We start from the raw sequence: 14,375 nt of genomic DNA on the forward strand, positions 1-14,375 counted from the left end.
TCAGCCTAGGCGGGCGGATGCGGGTTTAGCTGGGAGGCGCACGTGGCGTCAGTCGCGGCGGAGTTCCACGAAGCTCAAGCCCTGCAGGTCGAGGCAGACCGTGTCGCCGGTGTCCACGAGCCGCAACAGGATCTCCGTGCAGCCGGGGCAGCGCAGCAGCAGACCGTGCGAGTTGGGGTAGAGCCGCGCGGTGGCCAGGGCGTCGGTGCGGCCGCAGTGGGCGCAGCGGCCGCGGGCGCTGGTGACGTCGATGGCGAAGAACTCGCCGAGCGGCCCGGCCGCGGCGTTGCCGTCCAGGTAGTCCAGGCCGGTGTTCGAGGGCGTGCCGGTCACGGTGTGCTCCCCATCCCGCCGTAGCGTTCGGTCTTGATCCGGTCGGAGGAGTGTCCGCCCTGCACCAGCCAGTCGGCCACGGCCTCGACGAACGCGGTGGCCCCGCAGATGAACACGACGGGGTTCGCGGATGCCGGCAGCACGCTGGCCAGCAGCGTCGCGGCATCCAGCCGGCCGGGCGCGACCGGGCTGCCGGCCGGAGCCTCGCGGGTGTAGACGTGGGTGACGGTGAGGAGGCGGGCGGCGGCCAGCTGCTGGAGTTCGGCCGAGTAATAGGCCGAGTCGGGGCTCCGCACCGAGTAGAGCAGCTGGAATGCGGCGCCCGCGCCGGGCACGTCGGGGCCGGCGGCGGCGTGGGCGCGGATCATCGCCATCAGCGGAACGACCCCGGACCCGCCGGCGATCAGCTGCACCGGAGACGGGTCGGTGGGGTCCCAGATGAACCAGCCGCCGACGGGGCCGCGCACCTCGAGCTGGTCACCCACCGAGACGCCGTGCACGAGATACGGTGACACCTCGCCGTCGGCCAGCTCCTCCACGGTGAGGTCGAGTTCGTCGCCGGGCAGCGCCGATGCCACGGAGTAGGAGCGCACTGCGGTGTAGCCGTCAGGGGCGGTGAGGCGCACGTCGACGTGTTGACCGGCCCGGTGACCGCTCAGGCCGGGCAGGCGCAGGCGCAGCGTGCGGGCCGTCGCCGTCTCCTGGGTCACGCCGGTCACCTCCGCAACATTCCAGCCGGTTCTCACCAGTAGCGCTCTTCGCGCCAGGGGTCGCCGTACATGTGGTAGCCGTTGCTCTCCCAGAACCCGGGTTCGTCCTGGCGCAGCATCTCGAGGCCGCGCACCCACTTGGCGCTCTTCCAGAAGTACAGGTGCGGCACGAGCAGGCGGGCGGGCCCGCCGTGGGCAGGTTCGAGCGGGTCGCCGTCGAACTGGTGCGCGATCCAGGCCTTGCCGTCGAGCAGATCCTCGAGCGGAACGTTGGTGGTGTAGCCGCCGTAGGAGTGCGCCATGGTGAATTCGCAGTCGGATTCGACGGACTCGAACAGGGTGTCGAGCGAGACGCCACGCCAGCTGGTGCCGAGCTTCGACCAGCTGGTGACGCAGTGGATGTCCTGGGTCACGTCATCCTGCTTGAGCGCGAGGAACTCCTCCCAGTTCCAGCGGTGCACCACACCGGTTTCGGTGGTGATGGTGAACTCCCACTCGGCGGGGGTGATGCGTGGGGTGGGGCCGGCCGAGAGCACCGGGAACCCCCCGGTGAGGTACTGCCCGGGTGGCAGGGCCGGGTCGTCGCGGCGGCCGCGACCGAAGAAGCCAGGAGAGACGATTCCCATGGGGTTCCTTTCAGTTGGCCGCAGCCTATTGGACGGGCGGCGCGCGGTCTATGTTTTCGCCTGGTCCATCCACCACTCGGTGAATGCGCTGGCCCTGCCGTCGGACGCGAACCGGATCACCCACAGATTGCTGTAGACGGTGCCCGTGGCGTACCGGGTGGTGCCCTCCACCACGGAGAGGTCGCCCGTGACGGCGAGTGGGGCCCAGTCGAACGTGAAGGAGTCCGGGGAGTCGGCGTGGTCCAGCCATCCGTCGACGATCTGCTCAGGGCCAACCCAGGGATCCGCGTACGGTTCGGTGCGATAGCTGGCGTCCGGGGTGAAGAGGGCGCGAATGTCGTCAGGTTCATTGGATGCCCAGGCCACCAGGTAGGCCTGGATCCACTGACTCGTCACGTCGGGCGAAAGAGGCTCTGTCATCACCCTGTTCTAGCCGGTTCTGATGAATTCGGCCAGCGTCCGTCGTCCATTTTCGCCAGCTTCCGCCCACCTTCTTCGAGGTCGCGCGTCTTCAGAACGGGGGTGGCTCCGCTGGCTCTGCCTGTAGCTCTGCCGGTGGCGGGTTGGGCGCTCTGGGCGGCTGGGAGCTACAGCTGGCGGGGGAGATCGCCGGCTCGTAGGTGGCGGGCTCGTTGTCGGCGGGGGATGAACCGTATTTCTTGCCGCCGGGGGTGGTCCAGGTGAGGGCGCCGCCGGGGCCCTGGCTGGTGCTGAAGCTGGTTTGGTGTTTGAGGCGGTGGCAGGGTTTGCAGAGGTGCACGAGGTTGTCGACGTCGGTTCGGCCGCCGGTGTTCCAGGGTTGGGTGTGGTCGATTTCGCTGAGGGTGGCGCGCCGGGTGCAGCCGATGCCTTGGCAGGTTTGGTCGCGGATCTCGACGTAGCGGCGCATGTCGGCGGGCGGGGCGTATTGGTCCCGGCCGACGGAGAGCCGGCAGCCGGTTTCGGGGTGGGTGAGGATGCGGGTCCAGCTGGTCGCGGTGCCGGCGATGCGGCGGGCGGTCTCGGGGTCGATGGGGCCGTAGCCCTGGAGGATGGCGGGTTCGTCGCTGCGGCCCAGCAGGGTCAGCGCGGGCACGGTGATGTGCACGGTGCCGCGGATGCCGTGGCCGAGCCCGGTCGGGCCCACGCCCTCCAGGAGCAGGTCGCGGTAGGCGTCGGCGCGGCGCTGGTCCTTGGTGCGGGCCGGCACGGGCTCCTCGGCACCGGGCGCCGGGGCGGCATCGGCGTCGTCGGCGAGGTTCTTGGCGACCTGGCTGAGCCGGTCGTAGATCGCCTGGGCATCCTCGGCCTTCAGGTAGGCGTTCAGCCAGGCCATGCCGTCGGCGTCGGGGGTGAGCAGCACGCGGCGTTTGGTGAAGCCGGCGTCGGCCCGTTCCTGCAGCGGCACCGGGTGCATCCGCTCGAGGATGCGGCCGGCGACCCGGACGAACTGGGTGGAGGTGAGTTGCTGGGCCGCGGGCAGCGCCTTCACCTCGAACGCCGACAGGATCTTGTCGGGCACCCCGTCGGTGAGGGCGAGCATCTTCACCGCGTGCCCCCAGGTGATGCTGCCCTGGCCGAGCGCGGCGTGGAAGCGGGGGAGCTGATGGGTGAGGCGGGTGGCCTCGACGATCATGATGCCGGCGGTGCTGGCCGTCAGCCGCAACGCACCCGCGGCCTCGGCGGCCATGCTGCGGCGGGCGAGTTCCTCGTCGTTCCAGGCCGGCCCGTGTGCCTGGGTGTCGGGGTCGTCCCGGCCGCTCTCGACCGGGTCGCCGCAGAGGCCGGCGACGATGCGAGGCTCCTGGCCGAGCCGGTCCAGCTCGGCCAACAGACGCACGCGTTCGGCGTAGCCGGCGGCGATCACCTTCTCGTTTTCGATCAGCGGATCGATGACCGCGCTGATCGCCGCCGCGGTGGGATCCGCGGCCGGGTCGGTATCTTCGGGTGTGGCATCCGAGGTGGCCATGAGGACAGTGAACCACCGGCCACCGACACTCCAGGGCCCGAAAAGACGACAGTGGAAAAGTCGTCAACAGACCCGCCTGTGGAGGAGCGGCGCTCCCACCGAGCCAGCCCGCCCGCCCTGCTTCAGCCCTGCTCCCGCGCGCAGTCGATACAAAGCTCGGCGGCCGGACGGGCCTCCAGCCGTTCGCGCCCGATCGGCTCACCCCGGCGCAGACACCGACCGTAGCTGCGGTCGGCGATGCGGCCCAGGGCGGCGTCGATGGCCGCCAGCGCGGCGGTCAGTTCGGTGTGCACGCCTGCCCGCAGCGACCACTCGTCCGAGAGGGTCGGCCCCTCGGGGTCGTGCTCGTCGTCGGCATCCGCGCCGCTGCGGGCGGCGCGCACCGCAGCCAGCGAGGCGCCCTGCCGGAGCAGGTCCTGCTCAAGATCGTGGCGCCGCCGCCGCAGCAGTTCACCGAAGCGGGCCAGGTCTGCCTCGGTGAGCTCCGGGTCGATGCCGGGCACGATCAGGAGACCGACAGGCTGATCGAGTGCAGGCCGGTGGCGCCGTCTGGCACCACGTCGGCGGTCTTGCTGGTCTGCACCTCGCCGTTGGCATCCGTCGCCCGCACCGTGAGGGTGTGCGAGCCGCTGGTGGCCGGCCAGTCCCAGCGCCACTGGCGCCAGGTGTCCGCGGAGATCGCATCGGCCAGGGTCGCGGCATTCCAGTCCCCGTCGTCCACCCGCACCTCGACGGCGGAGACACCCACGTGCTGGCTCCAGGCGACCCCGGCCACGGTGACAGTGCCGGCCTCGGCATCGCCGCGCGGCACGTCGATGCGTGAGGAGAGCTTCACGGGGCCCTTCTCCGACCAGCCGCGCGTGGTCCAGTAGGCCGTCTCCTCGTCGAACCTGGTCACGACGAGCTCGGTGACCCACTTGGTGGCCGACACATAGCCGTAGAGGCCGGGCACTACCATCCGTACCGGGTAGCCGTGCTCGAGCGGCAGGGGGTCGCCGTTCATGCCCACGGCCAGAATGGAGTTGCGGTCGTCGGTGAGAGCCTCGAGTGGGGTGCTTGCCGTCCAGCCGTCCTCGCTGCGGGAGAGCACCATGTCGGCGTCGGCCAGCGGCTTGGCGCGGGCCAGCAGCTCGCGGATCGGATAGCCCAGCCAGACCGCGTTGCCGATCAGGTCGCCGCCCACATAGTTGGACACGCAGGCGAGCGTGGTCGTGCTCTCCTCCAGCGGCAGCGCCAGCAACTCGGCGAAGTCAATCTCCACCTCGTTCTCGACCAGGCCGCTGATCTTCAATGTCCAGGTCGACGGGTCGATGCGGGGCACCGACAACGCCGTGTCGATGCGGTAGAACTCGGCGTTGGGGGTGATGATCGGCGACAGCCCGTCGATGTCGAACGACGCCCCAGCCGCAACCGGCACGCCTGGTGTCGCGGGAGTAGGCAGGGTGAACAGCGTCCTGGCCGCATCCGCTGCCCGGCTGCCGGCCGTGAGCAGCTGGCCGCCGAGCGCCGCGAGCACGCCGGCGCCGGCGCTGACCCCCGTGTAGGCGAGAAACCGGCGTCGGTCCACGGCGGCGCGGCTGGCTGCGGCGGGGGTGACGGATGCGGTTCGGCCGGGGTCCACGGAGGCCGCCGCGGCCGCTTCCGCGGGCGCCCTGCTGGCGTGCAAGCGCCGGGTGAGCATACTGAGCACCAGCGCGGCCACGACCATCGCCAGCACCGGCGGCACGGCGTCGAAGGGAGAGGCCCCGGCGCGGGTGAGCGCGGCGACGAGGGCGACGAGCCCGGCGGCCACGATCACATACCGGCCGAACGGCGGCCGGCGGTACTCGAGTATTCCGGCCAACCCGGCAAGTACCGCCGCGACAACCGCGATGAAGACGACCAGGGCCGCCTTGTCGCCGGTGCCGAACAGAGAGATCACCAGCTCCTTGACCCAGGCCGGAGCCAGGTCGATCAGGAGCGCGCCGACCACCAGCACCGGGCGGGCACCCGGCGCGATGAGCCCGGCGACCAGCTCGGCGAGACCGAAACCCGCGAGCACAGCGGCCAGGCCGGCCAGAACAGCCAGCCGGGTCGTTCCCCGGCCGAGGGCCGCCGCAGAGCCGCCGGGCGATGAGTCTCCGGGCGAAGCCGATGCCGACGGGGGAGACAGCGGGCTGGACATGGCCCCAGCATAGGTTCGGACGCTGGGAGATATGCGGGGAATCGTGCCGGATCGGCCTTACGAAAGGCTTACGAGACCCCGCCGCGAGGATCTCGCCGACCGCTCAGCCGCCCGCGCGGGAGTCCGGGTTACGGCCGTGTTACGAATACGAAAACGTTGGGGGAACCGATAGGCAGATGAGCGGTGCCGGTTCTACGGTGAGATCTACCCGCCACGACGAACGGTCGAACCCGACCTCCCCGTTTGTCGTCAACGCCGTCCCCGGCACTCGCCCCTCAATCCGCATCCAGATCCCTCGTGGATCCCGATCTCGATAGACCCCGCGACACTCGGACGCCGAAGCCCACTGCCCTCCCGTCAGCACCCCCTGTCGGATGGTTTCTCCCGTGCGCTCCCGGGTCTGTCGACCAGCTCTTCGAACCAGCTCCTCGGCCCCATCCCGTGACCTCCCGGCCACGCTTGCGTTCAGCACTAGCACCGCGAACCTCGCCCGAGATCCCGTTCGCGAACCCCGGATTTTCGAATCCGGCACCGAAAGAGAGACGGATGACCACCCTTCATCCCAGCCTTCGCGTACCCGGCACCTCTGAATCCACCCTGGAGTCCGTGGTGCCGCCCGAGGCCATGCACCGAGTCCCCGCCCACACACAGGCGACCGAACCTCCCCAGATTCGGCCAGCGCCCACGGGTCATGCCCACTCGCCATCGCTGGTGATGCTGGTGCTGATCGCCACCGTCGGCATCCTGGCGTACGCCCACTTCCTACTCAACCCGGCCAGTCGTGGTGACTGGCTGCCGTATTCGTTGGTCATCGCGGCGGAGTCGATCCTGATCTTCCAGGCGCTGCTGTCGATGTGGACAATCCTGTCCGGGTCGAGCGACCCTCGGGAGTTCAACGTGCACCAAGCCCAGGCAACCCTGATCCACAGCCGATCCCTCGTCAGGGACGGTCTGCTGGACCAGCCGGAGCGGTGGCCCCTGCACCTGGGCGACCACCCTGCGACGGTCGATGTGTTCGTCACGACCTACGGCGAGGACATCGACGTGATTCGAACGACCGTGACCGCTGTGCGGGCGATGCACGGCGCGCATCTCACCTGGGTGCTCGACGACGGCCGTTCGAACGCGGTGCGGGATCTGGCCGCCGAGCTGGGCGTGCGGTACCTGCGCCGGCTGAGTTCGAACGGCGCCAAGGCGGGCAACGTCAACCATGCCCTCACCGTGAGCACCGCGGAATACTTCGTGATCTTCGACGCGGACTTCGTGCCCAAACCTGAGTTCCTGATCGAGACCCTGCCGTTCTTCATCGATGACAAGGTCTCCTTCGTGCAGACCCCGCAGGCCTACAGCAACCTGCACAACGTCATCTCCCGCGGCGCCGGCTACATGCAGGCCGTCTTCTACAGGTTCATCCAGCCCGGCCGCAACCGGTTCAACGCGGCGTTCTGCGTCGGCACCAATGTCGTTTTCCGTCGGGACGCCATCAACGACATCGGGGGCATGTACACCGACTCCAAGTCCGAAGACGTCTGGACATCGCTCAAGCTGCACGAGCGCGGCTGGAAGACCATCTACATCCCGACCGTGCTGGCAACCGGTCACGCGCCGGACACCGTGGAGGCGTACACGAAGCAGCAACTGCGCTGGGCCACGGGTGGCTTCGAGATCCTGCTGCACAGCAACCCACTCAGTCCGCGCCGCCGCCTCACCTTCGACCAGCGCCTGCAGTATCTGGTCACGGCATCCTTCTACCTCACCGGGATCGCTCCGCTGTTACTCCTGTTGGTGCCGCCGCTGGAGATCTACCTCGATCTGCGGCCGATGAACATTTCTACGACGGTGGTGACCTGGCTGCTGTACTACGCGGGTTTCTACCTGATGCAGGTGCTCCTGGCGTTCTACACGATGGGCTCGTTCCGCTGGGAGACTCTGATGCTCGCCACGGCGTCCTTTCCCATCTACGTGGCGGCGTTGGTCAACGTCCTGGTCGGCAAGGAACAGCACTGGAGTGCCACCGGCAACAAGTCCACGGTGAGGTCACCGTTCAACTTCATGATTCCGCAGGTGCTGTTCTTCGTATTCCTCCTGCTCACCTCGGTGGTGGGGGTGTGGCGTGACATGGTGATCGGCACTCTCACCCTGGCCACGGCGTGGAACGTGACCAACACGCTCATCCTCGGCACCTTCGTGGGCACGGCTCTGCATGAGTCGCACCGGGCCCGTCGTGCTCGCGCCCTGACCCGAAAGATGGTGAACTCATGACCTGGGCCAATCGATTCAAGCTCCTCGTCGGACTCGTCGCCGTTGTCGGCATCGTCGCGGTCCTCACCCTCGTGTTCAACCAGCGGCAGGCTCAGGTGATGAGCGCCTCCGCGTCGATCCAGGCAGCGGAGTACCCGGTGGGCTCCGACTACGGCGGAACGGTGCTGGATCGGCTCGTCGACGACGGCGACCAGGTTCGAGCCGGGCAAGCCCTGTTCACCCTGCAGAGCCCCACCCTGCAGGCGGACCTTGCCGAAGGGCTGGTCACGGTCGACAGCGTCGCCTACTCGGTGGCCGACGACGGCGTGCTCACCCTGACCGCCTCCGTCGACGGCACCCTCACCGACATCACCACCGAGCGCGGTTCCTTTGTGCAGGCCGGCCAGGTGCTCGCGGTCATCGACAAGACCGGGTCGCTGTTCGTGTCGGCCGATTTTGTGCTGACCAGCGGTGACTACGCGCGGATCGAACCCGGTGCTGCCGTCGACATCGTGCTGCCCAACCAGGCCAGAGTGGCCGGCACGATGGACACCCTGGACGTGCAGACGGCCGACGGTCAGGCCGAGACCACAGCCAAGGTGGTCAGCCCGGATCTGGTCGACGGCGCCGCGAACGGTCTCATCGCTCCCGGCACGCCGGTGACGGCCACGATCGCGCTGCGCGACGACGGCCTCCTCGCCGGCGCCAGCGACGGCCTGTTCAGCTTCCTGCGGACGATCGGGCTGTGACCGTGCGCAGCACCAGACGCACCTCGGCCGCGACCGCAGCAGTCGTGATCGCCGTCGCGCTGACAGCGTGCACAACGACGGATGCCGTCGGCCCGGCCGATCCCGGAGTGGTGGCGCGCGGCGCCGCAGTCTTCCCCAGTGCCGAGGTGGGCCCGCTCGTCGATGCGGTGCCCCAGAAAACTGTGAAGGGCCTGCCGGAGGCGCGCCTGGCCGACGGGCTGATTCCACCGACCAACCGGTGGTTCTCCGGCCTGGTGTTCGGTGAGGAGTCGATGCCGGTGTTCCCACTGCCGCTGTCGTTCCAACTGACCGACACCGGTTTCGCCTTCGGACTGCCAACGGTGTCTGCGGAGCCCAACGTCATCATGGGCGGCTTCGCCGGGCAGATCGGCGTGCGCGTCGGCGCCGGCGACGGGCGTCTGGAACAGCAGGTGACCGCATACGACGAGGCATCCGTCACCATCGGCCAGTTCGTCGACGGCGACTTGGTCGGCCGGACCGTGATCGCGGAGGGCTCGCCGTTCGTGTCGTTCACGGCCACTGCCCAGGTCGCCCTGGCCATGCCGACGGCCTTCGCCGAGGCCCAAGGGGCGGCCGATGGAGCGTGGAATGTCGACGTGGCGGACGACACCTACGGGTTGGTCAGCAGCGGAACGCTCGCCGCCGGCACCGATCTGACGCTCGCAGCGGGCCAGTCCGCCACCTGGTTCGCCCTGCCGAACGGCGGTGATCAGGACGCCTTCGTCGAGGCGGCCGGGCACCCGGTCAGCGGCACGCGCGTCGAGTACCGGTCGGACGCCGAAACCGCGACCACGACCATCCACTACGACACCGATGACGGCGGCGACACCCTGATCGCCGCGATGCCGCACCAACAGGAAGGCCTCGCCGGGAAGCCGGCCTGCGGCGCGGGGGAGTACCGCAGCATCTACGGCACTCTCACGGTGTGCCCGGGGCCGGCGCTGAGCTGGTCGGTACCCACTGTCGCGCCCAGCGGCGGCCTGGACCTCGCGGCCCTCGGCGACGACGACCGCGAACGGCTGGCCAACCAGGTGCGGGCGGATGTGGCCGCCACCACAACCTTTGCCGCCGACACCTATTTCGGCGGCAAGTCGCTCTATCGGGCCGCCAACCTGCTCGAGGTGGCCCGGCAGGTGGGCGCCGACGATGCGGTGGTCCTGATCACCGACCGCCTCAGTGCAGCACTCGACGACTGGATGGACCCCGACGGCTGTGCAGTGCGCACCGAGCGCTGCTTCGTTTACGACCCTGCCGCCCAGGGGCTGGTGGGTCTGGCCACCTCGTTCGGCTCGGAGGAGTTCAACGACCATCACTTCCACTACGGCTACTTCTTCTATGCCGCGGCGGTGGTCGCGGCCGACGGCCCCGAGCTCGCCGAGCGCTGGGCCCCAGTGCTCAACCTCCTCGCCGCCGATCTGGCCACCAGTGGCGGCAGCGAGTACTTTCCCGACCGTCGGGTGTTCGACGCCTACGCGGGCCACTCCTGGGCCAGCGGCGCCTCGCCGTTCGGCGACGGCAACAACCAGGAGTCCAGCTCGGAGGCCGTGACGGCCTGGAACGGGTTGGCCCTGTGGGCCGACGTGAGCTCTCAGGCGCACCTGGCGACCGAAGCCGGGTGGATGCTCTCCAACGAGGCCGCCTCCTCCCGCGCGTACTGGACCGACTTCGACCTGACCGACCCGGTCTACGCGGGCTTCGACCACACCATCACGTCGCTGGTCTGGGGCGGCAAACGTGACTACGCCACCTGGTTCAGCGCCGAGCCGAGCGCCATGCTCGGCATCCTGGTGCTGCCGATGAGCCCGGTCGCCGATTACCTCGGCGGTGACCCCGATCGGGTGCAGGCCAACCTGGCCGGCGCCCTGCCCGCCGGCAGCACGGGAACACCGAGCTACGACGTGATGTTCGGCGACTACCTGCTGATGTACTCGGCGTTACAGGGCCGGGACGCGGCATCCGCAGCCCTGGACGCTGCCAAGGGGCTGCCGGAGGCCCGGATCGACGACGGCAACAGCCGCGCCTACCTGCTGGCCTGGCTGATGCTGCACGCCGCCTGACCCGGTTGCCGGCGGCGTCCGGCTGGTCGGCGCCGGTACAGGTGCAGGTGTGGACCAGCCGGATAGGGCAGGATCGAAGGATCATGGCAACCCTCACCGCCCTCCCGCACGTCACCGATCCCGACCAGCTTTTTGAAGCCTTCGAGCTCTGGGCGTCGGATGCGGGACTCCGCCTCTACCCGGCGCAGGAGGAGGCGGTCATCGAGATCGTCTCTGGGGCGAACCTGATCCTCTCCACCCCCACTGGCACCGGCAAGTCCCTCGTGGCGGTCGGCGCCCACTTCGCCGCGCTCTCCGCCGGCAAGCGCACCTTCTACACCGCCCCGATCAAGGCCCTGGTGAGCGAGAAGTTTTTCGCCCTGGTGGAGATCTTCGGCGCCGAGAACGTGGGCATGATGACCGGCGACTCCTCGGTGAACTCCGACGCCCCGATCATCTGCTGTACCGCCGAGATCCTCGCCAACCTCGCCTTGCGGAACGGTGAGGACACCCCGGTCGACCAGGTCGTGATGGACGAGTTCCACTTCTACTCCGACCCCGACCGCGGTTGGGCCTGGCAGGTGCCGCTGCTGTTGCTGCCGCGGGTGCAGTTCATTCTGATGTCGGCCACCCTCGGTGACGTCACCGATATCGCCGCCGACCTGTCCCGCCGCACTAACCGCGACACCGCCGTGGTCACCGGCGTCGAGCGTCCGGTGCCGCTGCACTACTTCTACGAGAGCACTCCCGTGCACGAGACGGTGGAGGACCTGCTCAAGACCGGCCAGGCTCCCGTGTACATCGTGCACTTCGCCCAGGCCGCCGCGCTGGAGCGCGCGCAGGCGCTCTCCAGCGTGAAGGTGGTCACCAAGGAACAGAAGGAAGCCATCGCCGAGCTGATCGGCGAATTCAGGTTCACCACCAGCTTCGGCAAGACCCTGTCCCGGCTGATCCGGATGGGCATCGGCGTGCACCACGCCGGCATGCTGCCCAAGTACCGCCGGCTGGTGGAGCAGCTCGCCCAGCGCGGCCTGCTGCGGGTGATCTGCGGCACCGACACGCTGGGCGTGGGCATCAACGTGCCCATCCGCACGGTGCTGTTCACGAGCCTGACCAAGTACGACGGCGTGAAGATGCGCCAGCTGAACGCCCGCGAGTTCCATCAGATCGCCGGCCGGGCCGGCCGGGCCGGCTTCGACACCGCCGGCACCGTGATGATCCAAGCGCCAGACCACGAGACCGAGAACCTCAAGGCCATCGAGAAGGCCGGCGACGACCCGAAGAAGCGGCGCAAGATCGTGCGCAAGCGCGCCCCCGAGGGTTTCGTCTCCTGGGGCGAGCCGTCGTTCCGCCGGTTGGTGGACGCCGAACCGGAGACCCTCACGTCGAGCATGCAGATGACCAGCGCCATGCTGATCAACGTGATCGCCCGCGGCGGCGACGCCTTCGCGAACGTGTACTCGCTGGTGTTCGACAACCACGAGCCGTGGAAGCGCCAGCTCGCCCACGCCCGCCGGGCCCTGGGCATCTACAAGACCCTGCGCGCGGCCGGGATCGTGGAGCAGTCGGCGGATGGCAGCATCCGTCTCACCGTCGACCTGCAGGCGAACTTCGCGCTCAACCAGCCGTTGTCACCGTTCGCGCTGGCCGCGTTCGACCTGCTCGACATCGAGGCGCCCACCTACGCCCTCGACATGATCTCGGTGCTGGAGTCCACCCTGGACGACCCGCGCCCGGTGCTGATGGGCCAGCAGTTCGCCGCCCGCGGTGAGGCCGTGAACGCCATGAAGAGCGAGGGGATCGAGTACGACCAGCGCATGGAACTGCTCGAGGAGATCACCTGGCCCAAGCCCCTGGATGAGCTGCTCAGCTACGCGTTCGAGACCTACAAGCAGTCCCAGCCCTGGATCGCCGACTTCCCGCTGCGCCCCAAGACCGTGGTGCGCGACATGTACGAGCGGGCGATGTCGTTCGGCGAGTTCGTGGCGTACTACAAGCTCGCCCGCAGCGAGGGCGTGGTGCTGCGCTATCTCTCGGATGCCTACCGGGCCGCCCGGCAGACCATCCCCGACGAGGCCAAGACCGAGGACCTGCTCGACCTCATCGAGTGGCTCGGCGAGCTGGTGCGGCAGGTTGACTCCAGCCTGCTCGACGAGTGGGAGGAGCTGATCCACCCCGACCTGGCCGCACACGAGAGCGTCGCGCACGCCGTGGTGCCGCCGGCCCCGCACCGGCTCACCACCAACACCCGGGCGTTCCGCATCCTGGTGCGGAACGAACTGTTCCGCCGGGTGCAGCTGGCCGCGCTGGAGAACTACGACGCGCTGGGCGACCTCGACCGCGACAGCGGGTTCGGGGCGGATGCCTGGGCCGACGCCATGGACGGCTACTACGGCGACCACGACGAGCTGCTGGCTGGCGCGAACGCCCGCGGCGCCGGGCTGCTCATCCTCGAGGAGGGCCCCGCGGTGTGGACCGCCCGGCAGATCTTCGACGACCCGGCCGGGGATCACGACTGGGGCATCAGCGCCGAGATCGACCTCGCCGAGTCCGACGAGCTGGGTGTGCCCGCGTTGACCGTGACCGGGATCAACCGGCTCTAGCCGAGACCGCCCGCCGGTCGGGCCGGCCCGCTGGTCGAGCTTGTCGAGACAATCTCCCCACAACCGTCGGTCAGAGACCCTCCGCGTCGAATATATTGGACCCATTCGGCGATCGCGCCGTCCAAGCTTCGGTAGTGAGGACCTCGCCATGGTGGCACCCAAGAACCGGCTGGCCGTCTCCAGCGATGCCCTCGACGCCGTCGACCTGGGTCTGCTGGGCCTCCTGCGCTCCAACTCCCGGCTTTCCAACGCCGCCCTGGCCGCCTCGGTGGGCATCGCCGCATCCACCTGCCTCGAGCGGGTGCGCTCGCTGGTGAGCCGCGGGGTGATCCGCCGGTTCACGGTGGATGTCGACCCGGCCGCGCTGGGCCTCGGGGTGCAGGCGCTGATCAGCATCAACATCCACTCGGGGGCACGGTCGCAGATCACCCCGTTCGCCACCCGCATCCGCGAGCTACCCGAGGTGGTGCAGTTCTTCTTCGTGGGCGGCAACGAGGACTTTCTCGTGCACGTGGCGGTGCAGGACACCGCGGGCCTTCGCCGCTTCGTGGTCGACAACCTGTCGGCCGACCCGGTGGTGGCGGCCACCCGCACGAGCATCATCTTCGACCACGTGGCCCCGCCGCTCTGACCCTGCTAGGCCGGCTTCGCGGCCCGCCGCCAACTGTTGCCGAATCGGACAATTGGTGCCGGCACACCGGGTGCAAATGTCCGGAACGGACACAGTTGTGGGCGGTGGGCCCAGGGAACCGGCGTAACCTCGAAGCCATGGCCTCTTCAGACATTCAGCCGGAATCCCCGATCAACCCGCCGAAGCCGGCACCCAAGCCGGGCCCGCGGCCCGCACCGGGTGCTCCGCACGGTGCAGTGCCCGGTGCCCAGCCGAATCGGGCCGCCAGCCCGACCGCCCCGGCCGCTCCGCCCGCCGCCCCGGCCCCCAGCCC

Annotated in this window: 12 protein-coding genes; 5 read left to right on the top strand and 7 right to left on the bottom strand. The window is 69.2% G+C overall.

The genetic code is table 11. The features are described 5' to 3' along the window. Positions 1–48: 48 nt before the first annotated feature. From ACEN2M_RS11085 to ACEN2M_RS11115, 7 genes are all read right to left on the bottom strand, one after another. Positions 49–333 carry a DUF6510 family protein gene (locus ACEN2M_RS11085; protein ID WP_441648182.1) on the bottom strand — a complete coding sequence of 95 codons (285 nt, stop codon included), beginning with the start codon at positions 331–333 and terminating at the stop codon, positions 49–51. Further along, a complete protein-coding gene (locus ACEN2M_RS11090; protein ID WP_441648183.1) occupies positions 330–1,043 on the bottom strand; it encodes a ferredoxin reductase in 714 nt (237 codons plus the stop codon). Before ACEN2M_RS11090 ends, ACEN2M_RS11085 begins: the two co-directional genes overlap by 4 nt. A gap of 32 nt (positions 1,044–1,075) precedes the next feature. Next, a complete protein-coding gene (locus tag ACEN2M_RS11095) occupies positions 1,076–1,669 on the bottom strand; it encodes a sulfite oxidase-like oxidoreductase (protein WP_441648184.1) in 594 nt (197 codons plus the stop codon). Between the two features lie 48 nt (positions 1,670–1,717). Continuing rightward, positions 1,718–2,089, bottom strand: a complete 372-nt coding sequence (locus ACEN2M_RS11100) for a nuclear transport factor 2 family protein (protein ID WP_441648185.1) — start codon at positions 2,087–2,089, stop codon at positions 1,718–1,720. A gap of 91 nt (positions 2,090–2,180) precedes the next feature. Further along, complete coding sequence (locus ACEN2M_RS11105; RefSeq protein ID WP_441648186.1) at positions 2,181–3,617, bottom strand: DUF222 domain-containing protein; 1,437 nt, start codon at positions 3,615–3,617, stop codon at positions 2,181–2,183. A 122-nt stretch (positions 3,618–3,739) separates the two neighbouring features. Continuing rightward, a complete protein-coding gene (locus tag ACEN2M_RS11110) occupies positions 3,740–4,120 on the bottom strand; it encodes a TraR/DksA family transcriptional regulator (RefSeq protein WP_441648187.1) in 381 nt (126 codons plus the stop codon). A 2-nt stretch (positions 4,121–4,122) separates the two neighbouring features. After that, the gene (locus tag ACEN2M_RS11115) at positions 4,123–5,781 is read right to left on the bottom strand and encodes a molybdopterin-dependent oxidoreductase (RefSeq protein ID WP_441648188.1); all 1,659 of its coding nucleotides are present in this window, start codon (positions 5,779–5,781) and stop codon (positions 4,123–4,125) included. 546 nt (positions 5,782–6,327) lie between these two features. On the opposite strand from ACEN2M_RS11115, the gene ACEN2M_RS11120 reads away from it, so the two are divergent. The 5 genes from ACEN2M_RS11120 to ACEN2M_RS11140 all read left to right on the top strand — a co-directional run bounded on the left by ACEN2M_RS11120 (position 6,328) and on the right by ACEN2M_RS11140 (position 14,062). Continuing rightward, positions 6,328–8,043, top strand: coding sequence for a glycosyltransferase family 2 protein (locus tag ACEN2M_RS11120; protein WP_441648189.1), 1,716 nt, complete (start codon positions 6,328–6,330; stop codon positions 8,041–8,043). Next, a complete protein-coding gene (locus tag ACEN2M_RS11125) occupies positions 8,040–8,771 on the top strand; it encodes an HlyD family efflux transporter periplasmic adaptor subunit (protein WP_441648190.1) in 732 nt (243 codons plus the stop codon). Before ACEN2M_RS11120 ends, ACEN2M_RS11125 begins: the two co-directional genes overlap by 4 nt. After that, entirely contained in the window at positions 8,768–10,849 is a 2,082-nt protein-coding gene (locus ACEN2M_RS11130) for a glycosyl hydrolase (RefSeq protein WP_441648191.1), read from the top strand. Before ACEN2M_RS11125 ends, ACEN2M_RS11130 begins: the two co-directional genes overlap by 4 nt. Positions 10,850–10,932: 83 nt before the next feature. After that, positions 10,933–13,431: a DEAD/DEAH box helicase gene (locus ACEN2M_RS11135; RefSeq protein ID WP_441648192.1), complete on the top strand. Its 2,499-nt coding sequence runs from the start codon at positions 10,933–10,935 to the stop codon at positions 13,429–13,431. A gap of 148 nt (positions 13,432–13,579) precedes the next feature. Next, a complete protein-coding gene (locus tag ACEN2M_RS11140) occupies positions 13,580–14,062 on the top strand; it encodes an Lrp/AsnC family transcriptional regulator (protein ID WP_441648193.1) in 483 nt (160 codons plus the stop codon). Positions 14,063–14,375 lie beyond the last annotated feature (313 nt).

The organism is Cryobacterium sp. W22_MBD10_FK3 (assembly GCF_052113745.1).
Taxonomy (GTDB): domain Bacteria; phylum Actinomycetota; class Actinomycetes; order Actinomycetales; family Microbacteriaceae; genus Cryobacterium.